Raw genomic sequence first — 19,653 nt, forward strand, 5'->3', positions numbered from 1 at the left:
TGGTTTCATAGCGTTATGGCGATCGAACACGACTACTTCGGACTCCTGTCCTCAGGGCCCGACGGCTCGATCTTCTGGTCGGAGACCGTGGAGCTCGGCGACCAGAGTGTCACCGTCGATCTCACCGCCCCGGACCAGGACGACGTGTCCGCAGACGCGCTCGACATCGCCGCGTCGCTGATCGCCGGTCTGGAGACCGTGGATGCCACAGCGCGACGTGGGATGCTGTCGGAGGTCGATGACCGCACGAGCGAGGTGACCGAGTACATCCTGCAGCAGCAGGAGGCCTACGGTGACGAACTCGAAGATGTCCTCGTCGACGTGAGCGGCGATGCCGCAGTCGACATCATCCGCTCTCTCAAGCTGATGAGCATGACGATCCTGGCCGACGAACACGGAGGCTCGGAGCCGTTCGCGGTGCTCGAGTACGCGCTCGACGCGGACACCACCGACGACGTCCTGCTCGTGAACCTCGGTTCCGACGGCAGCGTCCAGTCGGTCATGAGCGCCGACTGAGGCGACAGCGTCTCACACAGCCTGGGCGAAGCCCAGATCCGCACTCTCGGCGATGTGTGCCAGGTGCGGCGGGATCTCGCGCCCCTTGGACACCATCGACTGTGCCCACAGGCGCCCGGCCCGGTACGACGAGCGCACGAGCGGACCGGCGAGGACGCCGAGGAACCCGATACGCTCCGCCTCCTCCTTGAATTCCACGAACTCCGCGGGCTTCACCCATCGCGAGACCGGGAGGTGGCGCGGTGAGGGGCGCAGATACTGCGTGATGGTGATGATGTCGCAACCGGCGTCATGCAGGTCGTTCAGCGCTTGGACGACTTCCTCCGGCTCTTCTCCCATGCCGAGGATCAGGTTGGACTTCGTGATGAGTCCGGCGTTCCGCGCCTGGGTGATGACGTCGAGCGAACGCTCATAGCGGAAGGCCGGACGGATGCGCTTGAAGATGCGCGGCACCGTCTCGACGTTGTGGGCGAACACTTCCGGACGCGCGTCGAAGATCTGCCCGAGGAATGCGGGGTCCGCGTTGTGCTCGTTCGCGAGCAGCTCGACGCCGGTGTTCGGGTTGAGCTCGTGGATCTTGCGGACCGTCTCGGCGTTGAGCCAGGCGCCGGTGTCGGGGAGGTCGTCGCGTGCGACACTGGTGACCGTCGCGTAGCGCAGGTTCATCCGCACGACGCTCTCGGCGACACGGCGGGGCTCGTCGGTGTCGTAGGCGTCGGGCTTTCCGGTGTCGATCTGGCAGAAGTCACAGCGCCTGGTGCACTGCGAGCCCCCGATCAGGAACGTCGCCTCGCGGTCCTCCCAGCACTCGAAGATGTTGGGGCAGCCGGCTTCCTGGCAGACCGTGTGCAGGTCCTCGCTCTTCACGAGAGAGTGGAGGGCCGTGTATTCGGGCCCCATCTTCGCCTTCGTCTTGATCCATTCGGGCTTGCGCTCGATCGGCGTCTCGGAATTGCGGATCTCGAGGCGGAGGAGCTTGCGCCCCTCGGGTGCGGCGGTCATGCGAGTGCTCCTGCGTGGTCGGCGGGTGAATATTCTGCGAGGAAAGCGGTGGTCACGGCGTCGACGATGTCCGCGGGCGAGATGTCGGCTCCGACGACTTCGCTCACGGTGGTGACTCCCGCGTCGGTGATGCCGCAGGGGATGATGTCGCGGAAGCCCGACAGCGAGTTGTCGCAGTTGATCGCGAACCCGTGCATGGTGACGCCCTGCTGAACCCGCACGCCGATCGCCGCGACCTTGTCCTCGGAGAGCGGGCGTCGGACCCAGACGCCGCTGCGCCCGTCGACCCGATACCCCTCGACGCCGAACGGGCGGAGGACATCGATCAGGATGCGCTCGAGCCTGCGGACATGCGCGACGACGTCCATCGGCTCGGGCAGTCGCACGATGGGGTAGCCGACGAGCTGGCCCGGGCCGTGCCAGGTGATCTTGCCCCCGCGGTCGACGTCGATCACGGGAGTGCCGTCCTGGGGGCGTTCCTGTGGCTCGGTCCGCTTGCCCGCGGTGTAGACCGCCTCATGTTCGAGCAGGATCAACGTGTCGGGGCGAGTGCCGTCGACGACGTCGGCGTGGACGCGTCGCTGCAGATCCCACCCCTCGGTGTAGGGCACGTAGTGGGGCGCGAGGCCGGGGGTCAGGATGTCGAGCATTCTCGTGGCCGCTCTCAGTCATTTGATGGATTGCGTCCAACAATACTCCTCCGCGCCGGCCCGACGGCCGAGGAGCGACGCGCGGTACCGTGTGAGGATGAGCATTCCAGGCCGGGCGGGCCGCCCCAGGGCCTCTTCTCGCGAGACGCTCGCGGAGGCGGCGTGCGAGCTGTTCCTCGAGCGCGGGTACGACGCGACGTCCGTCGCCGACATCACACAGCGCGCCGGAGTCAGCCGATCCAGCTTCTTCAACTACTTCACGTCGAAGAGCGATGTTCTCTGGTCCGGCTTGGATGAGCGCATCGACCGGGCCGTCTCCGATCTCGTCACGGTTCGCGAGGACCGCCAGGGCTCCGAGGTGAGGCGCATCCTCTCCGCCCTCGTCGCGGACTTCGCTCCGGACAGCCTCGCCCTCGCCATGACGAACTCCACGGCGATGGGGCTGGAGGACGAACTCGACCTGGATGCCGCCCGGCGTCAGGCCCGCCTGTCGGGAGCGCTTGCCGACCTCGCACGACGGTCCGGCGTCGCGTCGATGGTGGCGGACATCGTCGCCGCGACATGGGCCGGGGCTGTGCTCGCAGCCGTGCGCGCGTGGGCCGAGGGTGGCGCGGGGCGCGGCTCGGTGGGAGATCGGTTCGACGAGGCCGTGGCGGCGATCGACCGGCTCCCGTGGGTGGCGGCGAAGGAGTGAAAGCACGCGGGCCGGAGAGTGACTTCGCGCGGCGCTGAGTGTGGAGCCGCGGCTCGCGTAGAATCTGAAGCACCATGGCAACCTTTGGCACGCTCTCCGATCGGCTCACCGAGACCTTCCGCAACCTGCGCACGAAGGGAAAGCTCACTGCGGCCGATGTCGACGGCACCGTGCGTGAGATCCGTCGCGCACTGCTCGACGCGGACGTCGCACTCTCCGTCGTGAAGGAGTTCACCGCCAAGGTGCGCGAGCGCGCACTCGGCGATGAGGTCAACAAGGCGCTGAACCCCGCGCAGCAGGTCGTGCAGATCGTCAACGAGGAGCTCGTGCAGATCCTCGGCGGCGAGCAGCGACGGCTGCAGTTCGCGAAGACAGCGCCGACGGTGATCATGCTCGCGGGTCTTCAGGGATCGGGAAAGACCACGTTCGCGGGAAAGCTCGCGAAGCAGCTCGAGAGCGAGGGGCACACGCCTCTGCTCGTCGCTGCCGACCTCCAGCGCCCCAACGCGGTCAACCAGCTCCAGGTGGTCGCCGAGCAGGCGGGCGCGACCGTCTACGCGCCCGAGCCCGGCAACGGAGTCGGCGACCCCGTCAAGGTCTCGCGAGACGGAGTCGAGTACGCCCGTCGTCAGCAGCACGACGTCGTGATCATCGACACGGCCGGTCGCCTCGGCGTCGATGCCGAGCTGATGAAGCAGGCGTCGAACATCCGCAAGGCCGTCGATCCCGACGAGGTCCTCTTCGTCATCGACGCCATGATCGGTCAGGACGCCGTCAACACGGCCAAGGCCTTCCAGGAGGGCGTCGACTTCACCGGTGTCGTGCTCTCGAAGCTCGACGGTGACGCCCGTGGTGGCGCCGCGCTGTCGGTGGCATCCGTCACCGGCCGTCCCATCATCTTCGCCTCGACCGGCGAGCGCCTCGAAGACCTCGAGCCGTTCCACCCCGATCGCATGGCGAGCCGAATCCTCGACCTCGGCGACATCCTGACCCTCATCGAGCAGGCCCAGCAGGCCTTCGATGAGGAAGAGGCCATGAAGATGGCCGAGAAGCTCGCCACCGAGCAGTTCACCCTCGAGGACTTCCTCGACCAGCTTCAGCAGATGAAGAAGATGGGGTCGATGAAGAAGATGCTGGGGATGCTCCCCGGCATGGGCCAGATGAAGCAGCAGCTCGAGGACTTCGACGAGCGCGAGATCGATCGCACCGAGGCGATCATCCGCTCCATGACTCCGGGAGAGCGTCGCAACCCGAAGGTGCTCAACGGCTCGCGTCGTCTGCGCATCGCCCGCGGTTCCGGTATGACCGTCACCGACGTCAACCAGCTCGTGCAGCGCTTCGATCAGGCCGCGAAGATGATGAAGACCGTCGCGCGCGGCGGCACTCCGAACATCCCCGGTATGGGCTCGATGCCCGGCATGGGCAAGCCGGGGGCGTCGTCGAAGCGCGGCAAGAAGGGCAAGTCGTCGGGCGGTTCGCGCTCGGGCAACCCGGCGAAGCGTGCGGCCGAGAATGCAGGGATCGCCAGCGCATCCACCCCGACGGGGTCGGGCTTCGGTCTGGGTGGGCCGAAGGCGCCGAGCGAGGCCGATCTTGCAGAGATCCAGAAGCTCTTCGGCAAGAACTGACGCGAGTCAGGAGCAGGACACCGGCAGCACCGGCTCCTGCGCAGGAGCCGGTGAACGACGCGGCTTTCTGAGCGCCGCGAGTTGACCCCCGACGAGGGCGACGAGCACCAGGACGATCCCGAGTGCCTGGAGCGTAGTGAATCTCTCCCCGGCCACGAGCACACCGAGGAGCGTCGCGACGACGGGCGAGAGCAGGGCGAGCAGGCCGGGCGCGATGACCGGAAGCCGCTGGATGCCGCTGAACCACAGCGTGTAGGCGAGAAGCCCGCCGACAGAGCCCAACCACACGTATCCGAGCACCGCCTCTCCGTCGATGGTGGCAGGGGTGCCCTCGAACAACAGGGTGAGAGGCAGCAGGACCACCCCGCCTGAGGTCAGCTGCCACCCCGCGTAGGCGACAGGCCCCACGCCGGCAGGACGACCCCACCGCTTGGTGAGGACCATGCCGAGAGCGGTTGCGGTCACCCCGCCGAGAGCTGCGAGGATTCCGAGGGCGTCGAGCTGCGCGGCGGGTCCCACCACGACGAGTGCGACGCCTCCCGCGCCCATAACGGCGGCGGCCGCCGTCGTCCGCCGGATCCGGTCTCCGAGCACGAGCGCGCTGATCCCCAGGATGATCAGGGGCTGTGCGCCTGCGACGGCTGCCGCCACGCCGCCGGGCAATCGTTCGGCGGCCAGGAAGAGCAGCGGGAAGAATGCTCCGATGTTGAGGGTTCCGAGCGCCAATGACTTCACCCACCACCCTCCGGACGGCAGGCGCCTGCCGATGGCCAGTGCGACGAGCCCCGCGGGGAGTGCGCGCAGGAGGCCGGCCAGGAGCGGGTGGTCGGCGGGGAGCAGCTCGGTCGTCGCAAGGTACGTCGTTCCCCAGGAGAGCGGAGCCAGCGCCGTGAGAAGCAGAAGGGCGAAGCGATTCATGTCTCCAGCCTGAATCGCGTGAGAGGATGAGTCCAACGCATGGTTGTCACGCTTCCTATGAAGAGAGATCATGAAAACATGGATCTCCAGCAGCTGAAGTACGTGGTCGAGGTGGCATCCGCGTCGAGCTTCACCCGTGCCGCCGAACGCTGCTTCGTGACGCAGTCCGCTCTCAGCCATCAGATCGCCGCCCTGGAGCGGGAGCTCGGACAGCGCCTCTTCGTCCGCTCCAGTCGCAGCGTCAGGACGACCGAGGCAGGGGAGGCCTTTCTCGTTCACGCGAAGATGGCGGTGATCGCGGCCGACGATGCCCGTGAGGCCGCCGCAGCGACTGCCGGCCGGGTCGTGGGGACACTCCGCCTCGGCATGATCCCCACGGCGACTGCGGTCTCGGTGCCGCGGGTCATCTCGCGCTTTCGCGATGCGCATCCTGCTGCTCGTGTCGAGCTCTCCGTCGGCAACAGCGACACGCTCGCCGACGCGGTGCGGAGGGGTGATCTCGATGTCGCGCTGCTCGGTCTGCGTGACGAGGTGGTGCCGAGGGGCGTCGCCGCCCGGGAGATCGGCCGCGAGCGTCTCGTCGTCGCCGTGCCGCCGATGCATCGACTCGCACGCCGGGCCCGAGTCAGGCTTTCGGCCCTCGTCGATGAGGTGTTCGCGGACTTCCCCACCGGCACGTCAGGTCGTGCACAGGGAGACGCGGCGTTCGCGGCATCCGGCATCGCGCGCGATGTCGCTTTCGAAGCGGACTCGTCGGAGCTGCTCCTCGGGCTCGTCTCGGAGGGGCTCGCAGTCGCCATGCTGGCGCCGGGGGTGATCGCCGCGGCATCGACGGGTGTCGTCGCAGTCGACGTCGCCGACGGTCCGGTTCGCGTGCAGTACGTCGCATGGCACGACCGTGCCGCGCGCAGCGTCGCGACCGCCTTCGTCCGAGTGCTCGAGTCGGTGATCGACGTCGAGAAAGACGAAAAGGGCCCGGAGGAATCCTCCGGGCCCGCCTCCTCAGAACTCTGAGGTCACTTCACGTCTTCGTCGACCCAGTCCATCGACTTGCTGACGGCCTTGCGCCAGAGCCGCAGCTGGCGGTCGCGCTCGGAGTCCTCCATCGACGGCTCCCAGCGGCGATCCTCCTGCCAGTTGGCGGACAGGTCGTCGAGACCGTTCCAGAAGCCCACCGCGAGACCGGCAGCGTATGCGGCGCCGAGTGCCGTCGTCTCCGCGACGACCGGACGAACGACCGGGACGCCCAGGACATCGGCCTGGAACTGCATCAGCGCGTCGTTCGCGACCATGCCACCGTCGACCTTGAGCTCCGTGAGGTCGACACCGGCGTCGGCGTTGACCGCGTCGAGCACGTCGCGGGTCTGGAAGGCGACGGCTTCGAGTGCGGCGCGAGCGATGTGGTTCTTGTTCGCGTAGCGGGTGAGGCCGACGATCGCACCGCGAGCGTCAGGACGCCAGTACGGCGCGAACAGACCCGAGAACGCGGGGACGATGTACACGCCGCCGTTGTCGTCGACCTGCTTGGCGAGCTCCTCGACCTCGGGAGCGGATCCGATGATGCCGAGCTGGTCGCGAAGCCACTGGATCAGGGATCCCGTGACGGCGATCGAGCCCTCGAGCGCGTAGTGCGTGGGTCCGTCGCCGAGCTTGTAGCCGACCGTGGTGAGCAGCCCGTTCTTCGAGTGAACGATCTCCTCGCCCGTATTGAAGATCAGGAAGCAGCCGGTGCCGTAGGTGTTCTTGCTCTCACCCGTGTTGAAGGCGGCCTGCCCGAAGGTCGCGGCCTGCTGGTCGCCCAGGATGCCGGCGATCGGCGTCTCGCGCAGCAGCGACGAGTCCTCGGCGGCGCCGTAGACCTCGGAGGAGGAGCGGATCTCCGGCATCATCGAGCGCGGCACGCCGAACGCCTCGAGGATGTCGTCGCGCCACTCGAGCGTCTCGAGGTCCATGAACATCGTGCGCGACGCGTTGGTGACGTCGGTCACGTGCACGCCGCCGTCGACGCCGCCGGTGAGGTTCCAGAGCACCCAGCTGTCAGTCGTGCCGAAGACGAGGTCGCCCGCCTCGGCCTTCTCGCGCGCACCCTCGACGTTCTCGAGGATCCAGGCGATCTTGGTGCCCGAGAAGTAGGTCGCGAGCGGGAGGCCCACGATCGGCTTGAACCGCTCGACACCACCGTCCGCCGCGAGGCGGTCGACGATCTCCTGCGTACGGGTGTCCTGCCAGACGATGGCGTTGTAGACGGCCTTGCCGGTCGTCTTGTCCCAGACCACCGCGGTCTCACGCTGGTTGGTGATGCCGACGGCAGCGATGTCGTGGCGTGTCAGGTCGGCGCGGCTCAGCGCGAGGCCGATGACCTCCTGCACGTTGCGCCAGATCTCGGCGGGGTCGTGCTCGACCCACCCTGCCTTCGGAAGGATCTGCTCGTGCTCCTTCTGGCCGGTCGCGACGATGCTTCCCTTCTTGTCGAAGATGATCGCGCGGCTGGATGTGGTGCCCTGATCGATGGCGATGATGTAGTCGGCCATTATGTTCTCCTTTGAAGTCAGGTTCGGGTTCAGGCGAGGCTGAGCAGTGCGGGCGCGGCGACGGCGGCGAGGACACCACCGATGAGGGGGCCGACGACCGGCACCCACGAGTAGGACCAGTCGCTCGAGCCCTTGCCCTTGATCGGCAGGATGGCGTGTGCGATACGCGGTCCGAGGTCACGGGCGGGGTTGATGGCGTACCCGGTCGGTCCACCGAGGGAAGCACCGATCGCGACCACGACGAGAGCCACAGGCAGTGCGCTGAGCGGTCCGAGGCCCCCCGGCGTTCCGATGTCGGCGACGCCGTAGTCTGCGAACGCGAAGACCGCGAACACGAGGACGAAGGTGCCGATGACCTCGGTGACGAGGTTCCAGCCGTAGGAGCGGATCGCGGGGCCGGTCGAGAACACGCCGAGCTTGTTGGCGGCCTCCGGCTCCTCATCGAAGTGCTGCTTGTAGGCGAGCCAGGTGAGGATCGCACCGACGATCGCGCCGAGCAGCTCTGCGCCGGTCGCCACTGCGAACTGCGAGAAGTCGATCTTGCCGGCGACGAGGAGGCCGATTCCGACCGCGGGGTTGAGGATGGCGCCGGAGTAGGCGGATGCGAGGACACCCACGAACACCGCGAGGCCCCATCCCCAGTTCACCATCAGGAAGCCGCCGCCGAAGCCCTTGTTCTTGGCGAGGGCGACGTTGGCGACGACACCACAACCCAGGAGGATCAGCATCGCTGTGCCGACGAACTCCGACAGGAAGTAGAGACCGAGATTCACATCAGTCATGTCTTCTTTGACCTTTCTTGAGTGCCAGGGCCCCATAGCCCTGGCACTTGTTGGGAGTTACACCGCGGGGAGGGCGGTGTTCGGATCACTCGTCAGCCGCGTGCGCGGGACGAGATCTTCAGTCCATGCCGTTCGTTCAGCAGCAGACGCGTCTGCTCGAGCTCGGCATCGTGCCGTGCACGGTCCCAGTGGAGCAGAGGAGCCAGTGCGTCGGCAAGCTCTTCGAGCACATCCGCGTCAGCGTGTCCGACGAATGCGATGCTCGTGCGACGCAGGACGACGTCCTGCAGGCGCGCGACCATCTCGTTCTCGACCATCCAGGCGAGTTCGCGAGTCGACAGGTCGTCGCCGGCGAGGGGTGCGTCATCGCCCTGTTCGATGTACTCCCACACCTGCGCGGCGCGGGTGCCGTAGCGTGCGAGCAGCCGCTCTGCGCGGTCACCGGCTCCGGGGAGGTTCTCCTGGATCCAGATGCGACGGGCCTTCTCTGTGCGAGGGAAGTCCCGGCCTCCGCCGATCGCGCGGCCGGCCGTCGACACGGTGCGGGTGCGACCGATCAGGCCGAGCACCACGTCCGAGAGCGATTCTCCGAGTGCGCGGAACGTCGTCCACTTGCCACCGACCAGGCTCACGAGCGGGGCTGCGCCCTTCTCGTCGACCTCGATGCGATAGTCGCGGGACACGAACCCGGGAGCGGTGTCCTCGTGGCGGGGAAGCGGACGGATGCCGGAGAAGTTGTAGACGATCTGCTCGCGCGTCACGTCGATCTGCGGGAAGACGTGATGGATGAGGTCGAAGAAGTAATCGATCTCCTCCTCCGTGCACACCGGGACCTCACGAGGGTCGGCATCGATGTCGGTCGTGCCGACGAGCACGCGTCCCTTGAGTGGGTAGATGAGCACGATGCGACCGTCGGAGTGCTCGAAGAAGATCTCGCGACCCCGGGTCGCCTCGAGGAGCTCGGGGTGATCGAGGACGATGTGCGAACCCTTGGTGCCGCCCATGAAGCGGGTGTCGGTGCCGAGGGAATCGTTCGTCAGATCGGTCCACGGGCCGGAGGCGTTGACCACGACGTCGGCGGTGACCGCGAACTCGGTGCCGCTCTCGCGGTCGCGGAGGAGGACCTTCGCGCCGTCGCGTCCGATCGCCTCGACGTAGTTGAGCGCGATCGCGCCCGGGTGGGCGGCGCGTCCGTCCTGCAGCACGTCGAGTGCGAGGCGCTCCGGATCGTGCATCGAGGCGTCGTAGTAGGTCGCGGTGTACTTGATGTTCGGGTCGAGCGAGGGGAGCTCGGCGAGCGAGCGCTTGCGTCCCAGGAAGCGGTGACGGGGGACCATGCCGCCGTCGCGCGAGAACGTGTCGTAGATCGTGAGGCCGACCTTGATGAGGAACGCACCGCGCTCCTGAGGCTTGCCGCTCTTATGCGTCAAGAAGCGCAGGGGAGCGGAGAGGATGCCGGAGAACGTCGAGTAGATGGGGATCGTCGTCTGCAGCGGCTTGACGTAGTGCGGTGCGATCTTGAGCAGGCCGTTGCGCTCTTCGACGGATTCCCGGACGAGTCGGAACTCGCCGTTCTCGAGGTACCGGATGCCACCGTGGATCATGTGGCTCGACGCCGCCGAGGCTCCCGAAGCGAAGTCACCGCGTTCGACGAGCAGGACGTCGACGCCCTGCAGTGCGAGGTCGCGGAACGTCGAGATCCCGTTGATGCCCGCTCCGATGACGACGACGCTGGTGCGTCCCGATTCACGTACGGCGCGGACGTCCGCGCGTTCCGGTGATGAGTGTGTCGACTCGATCATCTTCGACCCTTCTCTCTGCTTGCTCCCAGCTTCGACCCGCACGGCCGCCGCGCGCAAGCCAGCTGCACATATGTGCAAGGATCGGTGTCCAGGAGGTCGACATGAGTCAGTCAGGCGCAGAATCCCGGGATGCGAAGCTGATCGCCGCGCTCACCGCGGCGCAGCTCTACTACATGCAGGACAAGACCATGGAGGTGATCGCGCAGGAGCTGGGCACATCGCGCTCGTCGGTCTCCCGCCTGCTGAGCTACGCGCGGGAGAGCGGGCTGGTGGACATCCGGATCAATTCGCCACTCGAGCGACTGGGCATGCTCGAGCAGCGCATCCGCGATCGTCATCGAGTGGTCGCACACGTGGTGCCGATTCCCGAGATCGTGAGCGAGGTCGAGCGACTCGAGCGGGTGGCCCTGACGGCGGGGCGGTTGCTGTCGCAGTTCGTCGACTCCAACATGATCGTCGGGGTCGCCTGGGGCTCCACGATCAGCGCCGTCAGTCGGGGCCTGACTCAGAAGGAGACGCACAACACGACATTCGTGCAGCTCAACGGCGCGGGAAACACCCAGACGAGCGGCGTCGAGTACTCGAGCGACATCCTGCAGCGATTCGGAAGCGCTTTCGGCGCCCAGGTGCAGCAGTTCCCCGTGCCCGCGTTCTTCGACGATCCGTCGACACGCGAGGCGATGTGGCGAGAGCGGAGCACGCGACGCGTGCTCGACCTCCAGTCGAAGATGGACATCGCGGTGTTCAGCCTCGGTTCGCCCGCGGCCGAGGTCCCGAGCCGGGTGTATGTCGGCGGCTACCTCAGCCGGGACGACTACCGCAGTCTGCGCGAGGACCACGCCATCGGCGACGTCGCGACGGTGTTCTTCCGTGCGGACGGATCGTGGCGTGACATCCGCGTGAATGCGAGAGCCACCGGTCCGACACTCGACAGACTGCGCCGCGTGCCCCGTCGCGTGTGCGTGGTCTCGGGTGTGCCGAAGCTCGTGAGTCTGCGAGCCGCCATCGCAGCAGAGCTCATCACGGACGTGGTGCTCGACGAGGGACTTGCGCGGATGCTGGTCGAGGACTGACCTCAGGGGCCGTCGGTCGATGCCTCGGGACCGGAGCGGAACTCGCGGATCAGGTGCTGCACGACGGCGCCCAGATCGCCGCCGGTGGCATTCGCGATGGTCAACTGCCGCTCGTAGCTCGCGCCGTCCTTCAGGATCGAGCCGATGCTGCCGAACTCACGCACGCAACCGAGTTCCACCGCGATGGGAGCGAGTTCGTCGATGATCTCCGCCAGGTGCTCGCGCACGGGACGCTGCGTACCGGCATCGTCGACGATCACGCGCGCGTCGAGTCCGTAGCGCGCTGCGCGCCACTTGTTCTCGCGGTGGAACCAGGCAGGCATCTCCGCCAGGTCGCGTCCTTCGTCGAGCTGGCGGGACAGATGCTCCACCAGCACCTGCACGAGTGCCGCCACCGCGGCGAGCTCGGGCAGGGTCGAAAGGCCGTCGCAGGCGCGGACCTCGATCGTTCCCCATCGCGGCGCAGGGCGGATGTCCCAGCGGACCTCGGTGGCATCGGCCATCACGCCGGTGCGCACCATGTCATCGAGGTAGGACTCGTACTGCGACCAGTCGCGCAGCGGCCAGGGAAGGCCGGCGGTCGGCAGCTGCTGGAAGACGAGGGCGCGGTTCGAGGCGTAGCCCGTCCGCTCGCCCGCCCAGAACGGGCTCGACGCGGCCAGTGACTGCAGGTGCGGAAGGTACGCGGCCAAGGCGTTGATGATGGGGATGACCTTGCGCTGATCCTCCACGCCGATGTGGACGTGGATTCCCCAGATCATCATGTTGCGACCCCACCACTGCGTGCGCTCGATGAGGGTGTGGTACCGCGTCTTGTCGGTGACTTCCTGGTCATACCACTGGGCGAAGGGGTGGCTGCCCGCCGACAGCAGCTCGATTCCGGCCGGATCCGTGGCCGATCGGACGGCCGCGATGGCGTTCGCGATGTCGTCGACGGCGTGGGCCACGGAGTCACCGATGCCGCTGGTGACCTCGATGGTGTTCGTGAGCAGCTCGCCGGTCACCGTGTGCCGCTCCTCAGCGCTCTCCGCCTCGAGCGCGGCCAGCAGCTCGGGCGCGCGCCCGACGAGATCGCCGCTTGCCGGATCGGCGAGCATGATCTCCCACTCCAGGCCGACGGTGGACCGCGCGGACGGCGCGAAATCGAGCTTCACGAGCACAGTCTGACACGCACTGTCGGCGACACGGCAACCGTCGTGTCGCCGCGTTTCGCTCCTGGGCCGCGCATCTGGCAGAATAGAAGGTCGGACGACGTGCTCGACCCTCTATCCAGCTCTCGTCCTCCCTCTTTGAGCTTCCGCCGGGTGTGCACCCCACTCTCCAGGCGATCGGTTCGTCAACTTCCACACAATTCAGGAGAATCGTGGCTGTAAAGATTCGTCTCAAGCGCCTGGGCAAGATCCGTGCGCCGTACTACCGCATCGTCGTCGCCGACTCGAAGACCAAGCGCGACGGCCGAGTGATCGAAGAGATCGGCAAGTACCACCCCACCGAGGAGCCCTCGTTCATCGAGATCGACTCCGAGCGTGCGCAGTACTGGCTCTCCGTCGGCGCGCAGCCGACCGAGCAGGTCGCCGCCCTCCTCAAGATCACGGGCGACTGGGGCAAGTTCAAGGGCGACAAGGACGCCAAGTCCACGCTGAAGGTCAAGGAGCCCAAGGTTCCGTTCGAGATCGACGCGTCCAAGAAGTCCGTCGTCAAGCCCAAGGCAGAGAAGAAGGAGACTCCCGCTGAGGAGGCTCCGGCCGCTGCCGACGCGGAGGCCGCTGAGGCTCCCGCCGCCGACTCGGAGTAATCCGTCGTGCTCGCCGCCGCGCTCGAACACATCGTCAAGGGGATCGTCGATCACCCGGAGGATGTGCGCATCAATTCGTCCACCTCGCCGCGAGGCGATCTCCTCGAGGTGCGCGTGCACCCCGATGATCGTGGACGCGTGATCGGGCGCGGCGGCCGCACCGCGAAAGCACTGCGTACGCTCATCACCGCTCTGGCGGACGGGCGACGCGTTCGCGTCGATGTCGCGGACGACTGACGTGGTGTCGAAAGAACGCAACCAGGGCAAGAACCAGCTGCGTGTGGGGCGTCTCGTCAAGGCCCACGGCCTGAAGGGCGCGCTCAAGCTCGAGCTGTACACCGACAACCCCGCAGGGCGTTTCACGCCCGGAGCCGAGTTCACTCTGCAGGTGCCTGAGGCATCGCCGTGGCACGGCAAGACCGTGGTCGTCCGCGAGTACCGCGTGATGAACGGCAACCCGGTCGTCTTCCTCAACGACGTCGACGATCGCGAAGGGGCGGAGAGCCTCGTCCGCGCGATCCTCTGGATCGACCAGGATGCCGATGAGGTTGAGGACGACGCCTGGTTCGACCACCAGCTCGTGGGTCTCGACGTCGTCCGCGACGATGTCGTGGTCGGGAAGGTCGCCCGTGTGGAGCACTTCCCTGCACAGGATCTGCTCATCGTCAAGTCCGGCGACCAGGAGATCATGGTCCCGTTCGTGCAGGCGATCGTTCCCACTGTCGACGTCACCGCCGGCCGCGTCGTCGTGACGCCGCCCGCAGGACTCTTCGAAGAGCTTCCCGACGCATCCGAGACGCCGGACGCGGGGGAGTCCTCGGACTCCGACGCCTCCGAGTGACCGCTGGTACGGGTGCTGCCGTGCGCATCGACGTCGTCTCCATCTTCCCGACGTACTTCGACGGGCTGACGCTCTCGCTTCTCGGCAAGGCACAGAGCACCGGCATCCTCGATCTCTCCGTTCGCGACCTCCGAGACTGGACCTCCGATCGTCACCGCACGGTCGACGACACGCCCTACGGCGGCGGCGCCGGCATGGTGATGAAGCCCGAGCCCTGGGGACTCGCACTCGACGAGCTCGCCTCCACCACTCCGCCCCATTCGGGGGAACGGCCGACCATCATCTTCCCCTCTCCCGCGGGAGAGGTGTTCACCCAGGCCACCGCACGCGATCTGAGCACACGAGAGCACCTGATCTTCGGGTGTGGACGCTATGAGGGCATCGACGAGCGCGTCTTCGAGTACGCATCGTCGCTCGGGGAGGTGCGCCTCCTGAGTCTGGGCGACTACGTCCTCAATGGGGGAGAGGTCGCGACCATGGCGATGATCGAGGCCATCGGGCGTCTGATCCCCGGTGTCGTGGGGAACCCCGAGAGCCTGGTCGAGGAGTCGCATGAGGATGGACTCCTCGAGTACCCGTCGTACACGAAGCCTTCGATGTGGCGGGATCGCGCGGTTCCCGACGTCCTCCTCAGCGGCAACCACAAGCTGATCTCGGCGTGGCGCCGCGATCAGCAGCTCGAACGCACCCGCACACGTCGCCCGGACCTTCTCGACGACGCGTCCTAGACCGGCGACGCGGCGACACCGGTCGAGGTGACGTCTCGGCGCGCTGGTAGCGTCGACTCATGGTCGACGAAGCACTGGCGAGATCCTTCGAGGCGATCGGAGCGGACTACGACCGCTACCGTCCGGGTTTTCCCCCGGCGTCCGTGGACCTGCTGCTGCCTCAGCCGGTGGGCGCGGCGCTGGATCTGGGTGCCGGCACGGGGAAGTTCACAGAGCTCCTCGTCGGGCGAGCCGATCACGTGATCGCGGTCGAGCCGTCGGAGGCGATGCTCGCGGTGCTGCGGTCGAAACTGCCGAGTGTGGAAGCTCATCGTGCCAGCGCTGAGGAGATCCCTGTGCAGGATGCCTCCGTCGATGTCGTCGCCGTCGCCCAAGCCTTCCACTGGTTCGATCGAGCGCGCGCCTGTGCTGAGATCGCTCGGGTCCTGACCTCGGGCGGAACGCTCGGGCTGATCTGGAATCACTCCGATCCGGCGTGCGCGTGGGACCGCGCGGCGCATCGGATCGCACACCCCGCGGTCACCGACGACGACGGCACCACGAGCAGTGCTGCGGAGGAACTTCCCGGATTCCGATTCGTCGACCACGAGCAGATCCGCTGGACCGAGCGGATCGAGCGGGCAGACTACCTGCGGCGATGGTCGACGGTGAGCACTTTCCTCGTCGCAGACGATGACACGCGCACGACGATGTTCGCCGAGATCGAGAACGTCCTCGATGGCGACCCCGAGACTCGCGGCCGGCAGGAGTTCGACCTTCCGATCGTGACCGACGTCTACGTGTATCGACGCGGCTGATCGGGCGGCAGCGGAGTCCGCAGGTCAGTCGACGCCGAGGAACGACCGGTCGGTCAAGATGATCGGTCCGTCCGCCGTCACTGCCACGGTGTGCTCGGAATGAGCCCCTCTCGACCCGTCGACGCTGCGCAGAGTCCAACCGTCGGGGTCGGTCACGAGCTCGTCGGTGGACGCGAGCAGCCAGGGCTCGAGTGCGAACACGAGCCCCTCGCGCAGAGGGAATCCACGCCCTGCTCGACCGTCGTTGGGCACATGGGGATCGCCGTGCATGATGCGCCCGACGCCGTGACCACCGAAGTCGGTGTTGATCGAGTATCCCTCGTCGTGCGATACGTCGGCGATGGCTGCCGAGATATCGCCGATCCGGTTGCCGACGACAGCCGCGGCGATCGCGGCGTCCAGGGCGCGTTCGGTCGTCTCGATGATCCTGAGATCCTCGTCACGCGGCGTGCCCACCACGAACGACACGGCGGAGTCGGCGACCCAGCCGTCGACGGAGACGGCGAAATCGAGAGAGACGAGGTCTCCGTCGCGAAGCGCGTAGTCGTGGGGGAGACCGTGCAGGACCGCGTCGTTGATCGAGGTGCAGATGACCTTTCCGAACGGGCTGGCCCCGAACGACGGGTGGTAGTCGATGTAGCAGGACTCCGCACCGGCCTTGCGGATCATGTCGTGCGCCCGTCGGTCGATCGACAGGAGGTTCGTTCCCACCTTCGTCTCATCCCGCAACGTGGCCAGGGTCTCGGCCACGAACCGTCCGGCGGCGCGCATCTCATCGATCTCGGCAGGGGTGCGCAGTTCGATCATCGGGTGTCCTCTCGTCTCCTCCATTCTCCCCGATATGCCGATCGCGGGCGTTCACGCGCTCACAGCGAACACCGGGACAGGCGTCGGTGCTTCGTCGTACGATTCAGGCATGTGGTTGCGTCAGGCGTTCTTCCGCTGGCTGATTCCGGCGGCTTTCCTGCTGCCGCTCTGGCTGTTGATCGGCTGGGGGGTGTTCCAGGGTGGCTGGGCGATCCTCTGGGTCCTTTTCATCGCTGTTCCGTCCGTCTTCGTCGGGCAGCTGGTGCTCACTCTGCTCACGCGTTCGCGCCCCTCGGTGCGTGCCGAACGGGCGGTGTCCTGGTGGGATGTCGGCGGGTTCACCCTCTGGCACGGTCTGACCATCGCCGTGGGATGCTTCATCGACGGCGCCTTCGGTTGGCTCCTCGCCGCGGCTGTCGTCGTGGGCATCGGCATGTTCTGGTTGCAGTTCTGGCAGCTCTGGACCGAGGCGAAGGCGAACGGGGCCGGATTCCGTCAGACCGTGTCATGGTCGATGACGGAGAGCGTCGGCGAGACGACCTCGTCTCCTCGTGCGACGAGACCGCACGAGGTCATCGTCGTCAGGGAGACCGACTCGCGCGATTGACAGCGCCGCGATCGTTTTGGATGCGAACCGCATCCGTGGCAGAATGAATGTTTGTGCCGTGACCGGTTCTGCCTCAGGGGAGCCCGCGGACGCTTCGGCGCCGTTCAGCACGAACCCGTTCTTATTCCTTCCTACATCATGCATCCGACCTGAGGCGAGTGCAGAGAGAGACGATCATGCAGATCCTCGACGCCGTCGACGCAGCATCCCTGCGTTCCGACATCCCCGTCTTCCACCCCGGTGACACGGTCAACGTGCACGTGAACATCACCGAGGGAACCCGCTCGCGTATCCAGGTCTTCAAGGGCGTCGTCATCGGCCGCCAGGGCGATGGTGTGCGTGAGACCTTCACCGTTCGCAAGATCAGCTTCCAGGTGGGCGTCGAGCGTACCTTCCCGGTTCACTCCCCGGTGATCGACCACATCGAGGTCGTCACCCGCGGTGACGTGCGTCGCGCGAAGCTGTACTACCTCCGCCAGCTGCGTGGCAAGAAGGCGAAGATCAAGGAGAAGCGCGACAACTGACGTTCGCGCGCTCCACAGCACCCCGGGACACGATGTCCCGGGGTGCTGTGTTTTCAGCGAGGTGTGCGAACCTTGGTAATGCCGTCTCCGAGCGGTTCGAGACTGTGAAGGAATCCAGATGACGACTGACTCAGCGGCTGCGTCCACGTCCCCGACCAGGCGTCGCCGCGGTCTTCTGATCTTCCTCCGGGACGTCCTCGTGATCATCGTGATCGCGGCCCTCGTCTCGTTCGTGGTCAAGACGTTCATCGTGCGCTCGTTCTACATCCCCTCCGCGTCCATGGAGCGGACCCTGATGGTCAACGACCGCATCCTCGTCGACGAGCTCACGCCGCGGTGGACCTCGTACGAACGTGGAGACGTCGTCGTCTTCAAGGATCCGGGCGGGTGGCTCGACGGTGTGCCGCAGACTCCGGCGCAGCCTCCGCTGGTCGAAGCGGTCGACTGGGTGCTCAACATGGTCGGCATCTCGGCGACGGACTCGCAGGATCACCTCGTGAAGCGTGTCATCGGCCTCCCGGGCGATCACGTGGTCTGCTGCAACGCCCTCGGCCAGATCACCGTCAACGGCGCTCCGATCGATGAGCTCGCCTACCTCAACCTCCCGGACGGTGACACCGCAGCCTCGAACGAGGCTTTCGACGTCACGGTTCCCGAAGGCTCTCTGTGGCTTCTCGGCGACAATCGCGACCGTTCGCGCGATTCGCGCGCGCATCAGGATCTGCCCAGCGGTGGATTCGTGCCTCTCGCGAACGTGGTCGGCAAGGCGTTCCTCACCACCTGGCCCCTCGACCGACTGGGAACGATCGACGGTCATCACGACAGCTTCAACGGGGTTCCGGATCCGGAATGACCGTGGCCGTGCCGACGCTCGCGCTGGAGCGCAGACTGCTGACCGAGTGCGACCTCGTGATCTCGTTGGACGAGGTGGGTAGAGGGGCGCTGGCCGGCCCCGTCGCGGTGGGTGCTGCGATGATGACCGCTGCCGGTGCGCGGCGGCGTGTTCCTGAAGGGCTCCGCGATTCCAAGCTGGTCTCCGAGAAGCGCAGGCCTGAGGTCGCCGTCCGCGCGTCCGCGTGGGTACAGGCCTCGGGCGTCGGGTGGGCGAGTTCTGCCGAAGTCGATGAGGTGGGGATCATGCGTGCTCTGGGGCTCGCCGCCTCTCGCGCAGTGCAGGCCATCGCCGATCAGGGAGTCCTGCTCGCGAACGCCCTGGTGCTGCTCGACGGGAACCACGACTATCTCTCCTCGGTGCACCCTGACCCGCTGCGAGTACGGCCGGTGATCAAAGCCGACCGGGACTGCGCATCCGTCTCGGCGGCGTCCGTGATCGCGAAGGTCGCTCGAGACACCTACATGACCGGGATCCATGAGGAGCATCCGGCGTATCAGTGGGACAGGAACAAGGGGTATGCGAGTGCCGAGCATCGTCAGGCCATCAACGACCTCGGGCTGTCACCGCACCACCGGTCGTCGTGGGCCATCGCCGCTGCACCGACTCTGTTCTGACGGCTCATGCGGCCCAGTCGCGCCGTCGACTCTAGGATGGAGTCATCATGGATGAGGAAGCCTTCGACGACTACGACCGCGAGCTCGAACTCGCACTGTTCCGCGAGTACCGCGATGTCGTCGCGCAGTTCCAGTACGTCGTCGAGACGGAGCGGCGGTTCTACCTCGCCAACGAGGTCAACGTCGTCCGCCGCGACACCGAGCACGATTTCTATTTCGAGATCTCGATGAGCGATGTCTGGGTCTGGGACATCTATCGTGCCGACCGATTCGTCAAGGCCGTTCGCGTGCTCACGTTCAAGGACGTGAACGTCGAAGAGCTCCAGCGTCGGGAGTTCGAGATTCCCCAGGAGCTCTCGCTCGACGGCGAGTGATCCGCTCTGCACATATCGAGTGGTTTTGCGGTTTCCCAGAGAAGCCGGTGATCGCGCGGTGTCGCCGCATCGCGA

23 protein-coding genes are annotated in these 19,653 nt (G+C 66.6%); 15 read left to right on the top strand and 8 right to left on the bottom strand.

Annotated features, from left to right (window positions below):
- Nucleotides 1–15: 15 nt before the first annotated feature.
- Nucleotides 16–516, top strand: a complete 501-nt coding sequence (locus RTM68_RS00525) for a DUF2004 domain-containing protein (protein ID WP_194764114.1) — start codon at nucleotides 16–18, stop codon at nucleotides 514–516.
- Nucleotides 517–528: 12 nt separating this feature from the next.
- On the opposite strand, the gene lipA is transcribed toward RTM68_RS00525, so the two are convergent.
- Both lipA and lipB read right to left on the bottom strand, forming a co-directional pair.
- Nucleotides 529–1,518, bottom strand: coding sequence for a lipoyl synthase (gene lipA, locus RTM68_RS00530; RefSeq protein ID WP_312167390.1), 990 nt, complete (start codon nucleotides 1,516–1,518; stop codon nucleotides 529–531).
- A complete protein-coding gene (gene lipB, locus RTM68_RS00535; RefSeq protein ID WP_312167392.1) occupies nucleotides 1,515–2,168 on the bottom strand; it encodes a lipoyl(octanoyl) transferase LipB in 654 nt (217 codons plus the stop codon). Before lipB ends, lipA begins: the two co-directional genes overlap by 4 nt.
- A 97-nt stretch (nucleotides 2,169–2,265) precedes the next feature.
- Here lipB and RTM68_RS00540 point away from each other — a divergent pair, with 97 nt between their 5' ends.
- Together RTM68_RS00540 and ffh are read left to right on the top strand one after the other, a co-directional pair.
- Entirely contained in the window at nucleotides 2,266–2,862 is a 597-nt protein-coding gene (locus tag RTM68_RS00540) for a TetR/AcrR family transcriptional regulator (protein ID WP_312167394.1), read from the top strand.
- A 74-nt stretch (nucleotides 2,863–2,936) separates the two neighbouring features.
- Nucleotides 2,937–4,490: a signal recognition particle protein gene (gene ffh, locus RTM68_RS00545; protein WP_312167395.1), complete on the top strand. Its 1,554-nt coding sequence runs from the start codon at nucleotides 2,937–2,939 to the stop codon at nucleotides 4,488–4,490.
- 6 nt (nucleotides 4,491–4,496) lie between these two features.
- Here ffh and RTM68_RS00550 read toward each other — a convergent pair whose 3' ends face one another.
- Complete coding sequence (locus RTM68_RS00550) at nucleotides 4,497–5,408, bottom strand: EamA family transporter (protein ID WP_312167396.1); 912 nt, start codon at nucleotides 5,406–5,408, stop codon at nucleotides 4,497–4,499.
- Nucleotides 5,409–5,486: 78 nt separating this feature from the next.
- Here RTM68_RS00550 and RTM68_RS00555 point away from each other — a divergent pair, with 78 nt between their 5' ends.
- Nucleotides 5,487–6,422: a LysR substrate-binding domain-containing protein gene (locus RTM68_RS00555; protein WP_312167397.1), complete on the top strand. Its 936-nt coding sequence runs from the start codon at nucleotides 5,487–5,489 to the stop codon at nucleotides 6,420–6,422.
- A gap of 2 nt (nucleotides 6,423–6,424) precedes the next feature.
- Here the strand turns inward: RTM68_RS00555 and glpK are convergent, their stop codons facing one another.
- The 3 genes from glpK to RTM68_RS00570 all read right to left on the bottom strand — a co-directional run bounded on the left by glpK (nucleotide 6,425) and on the right by RTM68_RS00570 (nucleotide 10,523).
- A complete protein-coding gene (gene glpK / locus RTM68_RS00560; protein WP_312167399.1) occupies nucleotides 6,425–7,939 on the bottom strand; it encodes a glycerol kinase GlpK in 1,515 nt (504 codons plus the stop codon).
- A gap of 29 nt (nucleotides 7,940–7,968) precedes the next feature.
- A complete protein-coding gene (locus RTM68_RS00565; protein WP_312167401.1) occupies nucleotides 7,969–8,721 on the bottom strand; it encodes an MIP/aquaporin family protein in 753 nt (250 codons plus the stop codon).
- Nucleotides 8,722–8,813: 92 nt separating this feature from the next.
- Complete coding sequence (locus tag RTM68_RS00570) at nucleotides 8,814–10,523, bottom strand: glycerol-3-phosphate dehydrogenase/oxidase (protein ID WP_312167403.1); 1,710 nt, start codon at nucleotides 10,521–10,523, stop codon at nucleotides 8,814–8,816.
- 101 nt (nucleotides 10,524–10,624) lie between these two features.
- Here RTM68_RS00570 and RTM68_RS00575 point away from each other — a divergent pair, with 101 nt between their 5' ends.
- The gene (locus RTM68_RS00575; protein WP_312167404.1) at nucleotides 10,625–11,596 is read left to right on the top strand and encodes a sugar-binding domain-containing protein; all 972 of its coding nucleotides are present in this window, start codon (nucleotides 10,625–10,627) and stop codon (nucleotides 11,594–11,596) included.
- A 2-nt stretch (nucleotides 11,597–11,598) separates the two neighbouring features.
- Here RTM68_RS00575 and RTM68_RS00580 read toward each other — a convergent pair whose 3' ends face one another.
- Complete coding sequence (locus RTM68_RS00580; protein ID WP_312167405.1) at nucleotides 11,599–12,750, bottom strand: glutamate--cysteine ligase; 1,152 nt, start codon at nucleotides 12,748–12,750, stop codon at nucleotides 11,599–11,601.
- Nucleotides 12,751–12,959: 209 nt separating this feature from the next.
- On the opposite strand from RTM68_RS00580, the gene rpsP reads away from it, so the two are divergent.
- The 5 genes from rpsP to RTM68_RS00605 are packed head-to-tail and all read left to right on the top strand — an operon-like array spanning nucleotide 12,960 to nucleotide 15,757.
- Nucleotides 12,960–13,391: a 30S ribosomal protein S16 gene (rpsP, locus tag RTM68_RS00585; protein ID WP_312167407.1), complete on the top strand. Its 432-nt coding sequence runs from the start codon at nucleotides 12,960–12,962 to the stop codon at nucleotides 13,389–13,391.
- Nucleotides 13,392–13,397: 6 nt separating this feature from the next.
- Nucleotides 13,398–13,628, top strand: coding sequence for an RNA-binding protein (locus tag RTM68_RS00590; protein ID WP_312167408.1), 231 nt, complete (start codon nucleotides 13,398–13,400; stop codon nucleotides 13,626–13,628).
- Nucleotides 13,612–14,232 carry a ribosome maturation factor RimM gene (gene rimM, locus RTM68_RS00595; RefSeq protein ID WP_312167410.1) on the top strand — a complete coding sequence of 207 codons (621 nt, stop codon included), beginning with the start codon at nucleotides 13,612–13,614 and terminating at the stop codon, nucleotides 14,230–14,232. The genes RTM68_RS00590 and rimM overlap by 17 nt, the downstream gene beginning before the upstream one ends.
- 20 nt (nucleotides 14,233–14,252) lie before the next feature.
- Nucleotides 14,253–14,960, top strand: coding sequence for a tRNA (guanosine(37)-N1)-methyltransferase TrmD (gene trmD, locus RTM68_RS00600; protein WP_312167412.1), 708 nt, complete (start codon nucleotides 14,253–14,255; stop codon nucleotides 14,958–14,960).
- A gap of 59 nt (nucleotides 14,961–15,019) precedes the next feature.
- Entirely contained in the window at nucleotides 15,020–15,757 is a 738-nt protein-coding gene (locus RTM68_RS00605; protein WP_312167414.1) for a class I SAM-dependent methyltransferase, read from the top strand.
- Nucleotides 15,758–15,781: 24 nt separating this feature from the next.
- Here the strand turns inward: RTM68_RS00605 and map are convergent, their stop codons facing one another.
- On the bottom strand, nucleotides 15,782–16,564 hold the full coding sequence (map, locus tag RTM68_RS00610) for a type I methionyl aminopeptidase (RefSeq protein ID WP_312167415.1): 783 nt from the start codon (nucleotides 16,562–16,564) through the stop codon (nucleotides 15,782–15,784).
- 109 nt (nucleotides 16,565–16,673) lie between these two features.
- Between map and RTM68_RS00615 the strand changes: the two genes are divergently transcribed.
- The 5 genes from RTM68_RS00615 (at nucleotide 16,674) to RTM68_RS00635 (ending at nucleotide 19,578) form a co-directional block, all read left to right on the top strand.
- Nucleotides 16,674–17,171, top strand: a complete 498-nt coding sequence (locus tag RTM68_RS00615; RefSeq protein WP_312167417.1) for an MFS transporter permease — start codon at nucleotides 16,674–16,676, stop codon at nucleotides 17,169–17,171.
- Between the two features lie 176 nt (nucleotides 17,172–17,347).
- Nucleotides 17,348–17,695, top strand: a complete 348-nt coding sequence (gene rplS / locus RTM68_RS00620) for a 50S ribosomal protein L19 (protein ID WP_194764096.1) — start codon at nucleotides 17,348–17,350, stop codon at nucleotides 17,693–17,695.
- Between the two features lie 118 nt (nucleotides 17,696–17,813).
- On the top strand, nucleotides 17,814–18,548 hold the full coding sequence (gene lepB, locus RTM68_RS00625; RefSeq protein ID WP_312167419.1) for a signal peptidase I: 735 nt from the start codon (nucleotides 17,814–17,816) through the stop codon (nucleotides 18,546–18,548).
- Nucleotides 18,545–19,204, top strand: coding sequence for a ribonuclease HII (locus tag RTM68_RS00630; protein WP_312167420.1), 660 nt, complete (start codon nucleotides 18,545–18,547; stop codon nucleotides 19,202–19,204). The genes lepB and RTM68_RS00630 overlap by 4 nt, the downstream gene beginning before the upstream one ends.
- A 47-nt stretch (nucleotides 19,205–19,251) precedes the next feature.
- Nucleotides 19,252–19,578, top strand: coding sequence for a DUF2469 family protein (locus RTM68_RS00635; RefSeq protein WP_056419488.1), 327 nt, complete (start codon nucleotides 19,252–19,254; stop codon nucleotides 19,576–19,578).
- Nucleotides 19,579–19,653: the final 75 nt, after the last annotated feature.

It is taken from the genome of Microbacterium sp. (assembly GCF_031988965.1).
Taxonomy (GTDB): domain Bacteria; phylum Actinomycetota; class Actinomycetes; order Actinomycetales; family Microbacteriaceae; genus Microbacterium.

What these genes read in the sequence shown, in the direction of transcription:
- RTM68_RS00615 (WP_312167417.1), top strand. Translation starts at nt 16,674, where the DNA reads ATGTGGTTGCGTCAGGCGTTCTTCCGCTGGCTGATTCCGGCGGCTTTC.
- RTM68_RS00550 (WP_312167396.1), bottom strand. Translation starts at nt 5,408, where the DNA reads ATGAATCGCTTCGCCCTTCTGCTTCTCACGGCGCTGGCTCCGCTCTCC.
- RTM68_RS00570 (WP_312167403.1), bottom strand. Translation starts at nt 10,523, where the DNA reads ATGATCGAGTCGACACACTCATCACCGGAACGCGCGGACGTCCGCGCC.
- RTM68_RS00635 (WP_056419488.1), top strand. Translation starts at nt 19,252, where the DNA reads ATGGATGAGGAAGCCTTCGACGACTACGACCGCGAGCTCGAACTCGCA.
- RTM68_RS00575 (WP_312167404.1), top strand. Translation starts at nt 10,625, where the DNA reads ATGAGTCAGTCAGGCGCAGAATCCCGGGATGCGAAGCTGATCGCCGCG.
- lipA (WP_312167390.1), bottom strand. Translation starts at nt 1,518, where the DNA reads ATGACCGCCGCACCCGAGGGGCGCAAGCTCCTCCGCCTCGAGATCCGC.
- lepB (WP_312167419.1), top strand. Translation starts at nt 17,814, where the DNA reads ATGACGACTGACTCAGCGGCTGCGTCCACGTCCCCGACCAGGCGTCGC.
- rimM (WP_312167410.1), top strand. Translation starts at nt 13,612, where the DNA reads ATGTCGCGGACGACTGACGTGGTGTCGAAAGAACGCAACCAGGGCAAG.
- RTM68_RS00565 (WP_312167401.1), bottom strand. Translation starts at nt 8,721, where the DNA reads ATGACTGATGTGAATCTCGGTCTCTACTTCCTGTCGGAGTTCGTCGGC.
- glpK (WP_312167399.1), bottom strand. Translation starts at nt 7,939, where the DNA reads ATGGCCGACTACATCATCGCCATCGATCAGGGCACCACATCCAGCCGC.
- ffh (WP_312167395.1), top strand. Translation starts at nt 2,937, where the DNA reads ATGGCAACCTTTGGCACGCTCTCCGATCGGCTCACCGAGACCTTCCGC.
- RTM68_RS00525 (WP_194764114.1), top strand. Translation starts at nt 16, where the DNA reads ATGGCGATCGAACACGACTACTTCGGACTCCTGTCCTCAGGGCCCGAC.
- RTM68_RS00540 (WP_312167394.1), top strand. Translation starts at nt 2,266, where the DNA reads ATGAGCATTCCAGGCCGGGCGGGCCGCCCCAGGGCCTCTTCTCGCGAG.
- lipB (WP_312167392.1), bottom strand. Translation starts at nt 2,168, where the DNA reads ATGCTCGACATCCTGACCCCCGGCCTCGCGCCCCACTACGTGCCCTAC.
- RTM68_RS00605 (WP_312167414.1), top strand. Translation starts at nt 15,020, where the DNA reads ATGGTCGACGAAGCACTGGCGAGATCCTTCGAGGCGATCGGAGCGGAC.
- RTM68_RS00630 (WP_312167420.1), top strand. Translation starts at nt 18,545, where the DNA reads ATGACCGTGGCCGTGCCGACGCTCGCGCTGGAGCGCAGACTGCTGACC.
- rplS (WP_194764096.1), top strand. Translation starts at nt 17,348, where the DNA reads ATGCAGATCCTCGACGCCGTCGACGCAGCATCCCTGCGTTCCGACATC.
- map (WP_312167415.1), bottom strand. Translation starts at nt 16,564, where the DNA reads ATGATCGAACTGCGCACCCCTGCCGAGATCGATGAGATGCGCGCCGCC.
- RTM68_RS00555 (WP_312167397.1), top strand. Translation starts at nt 5,487, where the DNA reads ATGGATCTCCAGCAGCTGAAGTACGTGGTCGAGGTGGCATCCGCGTCG.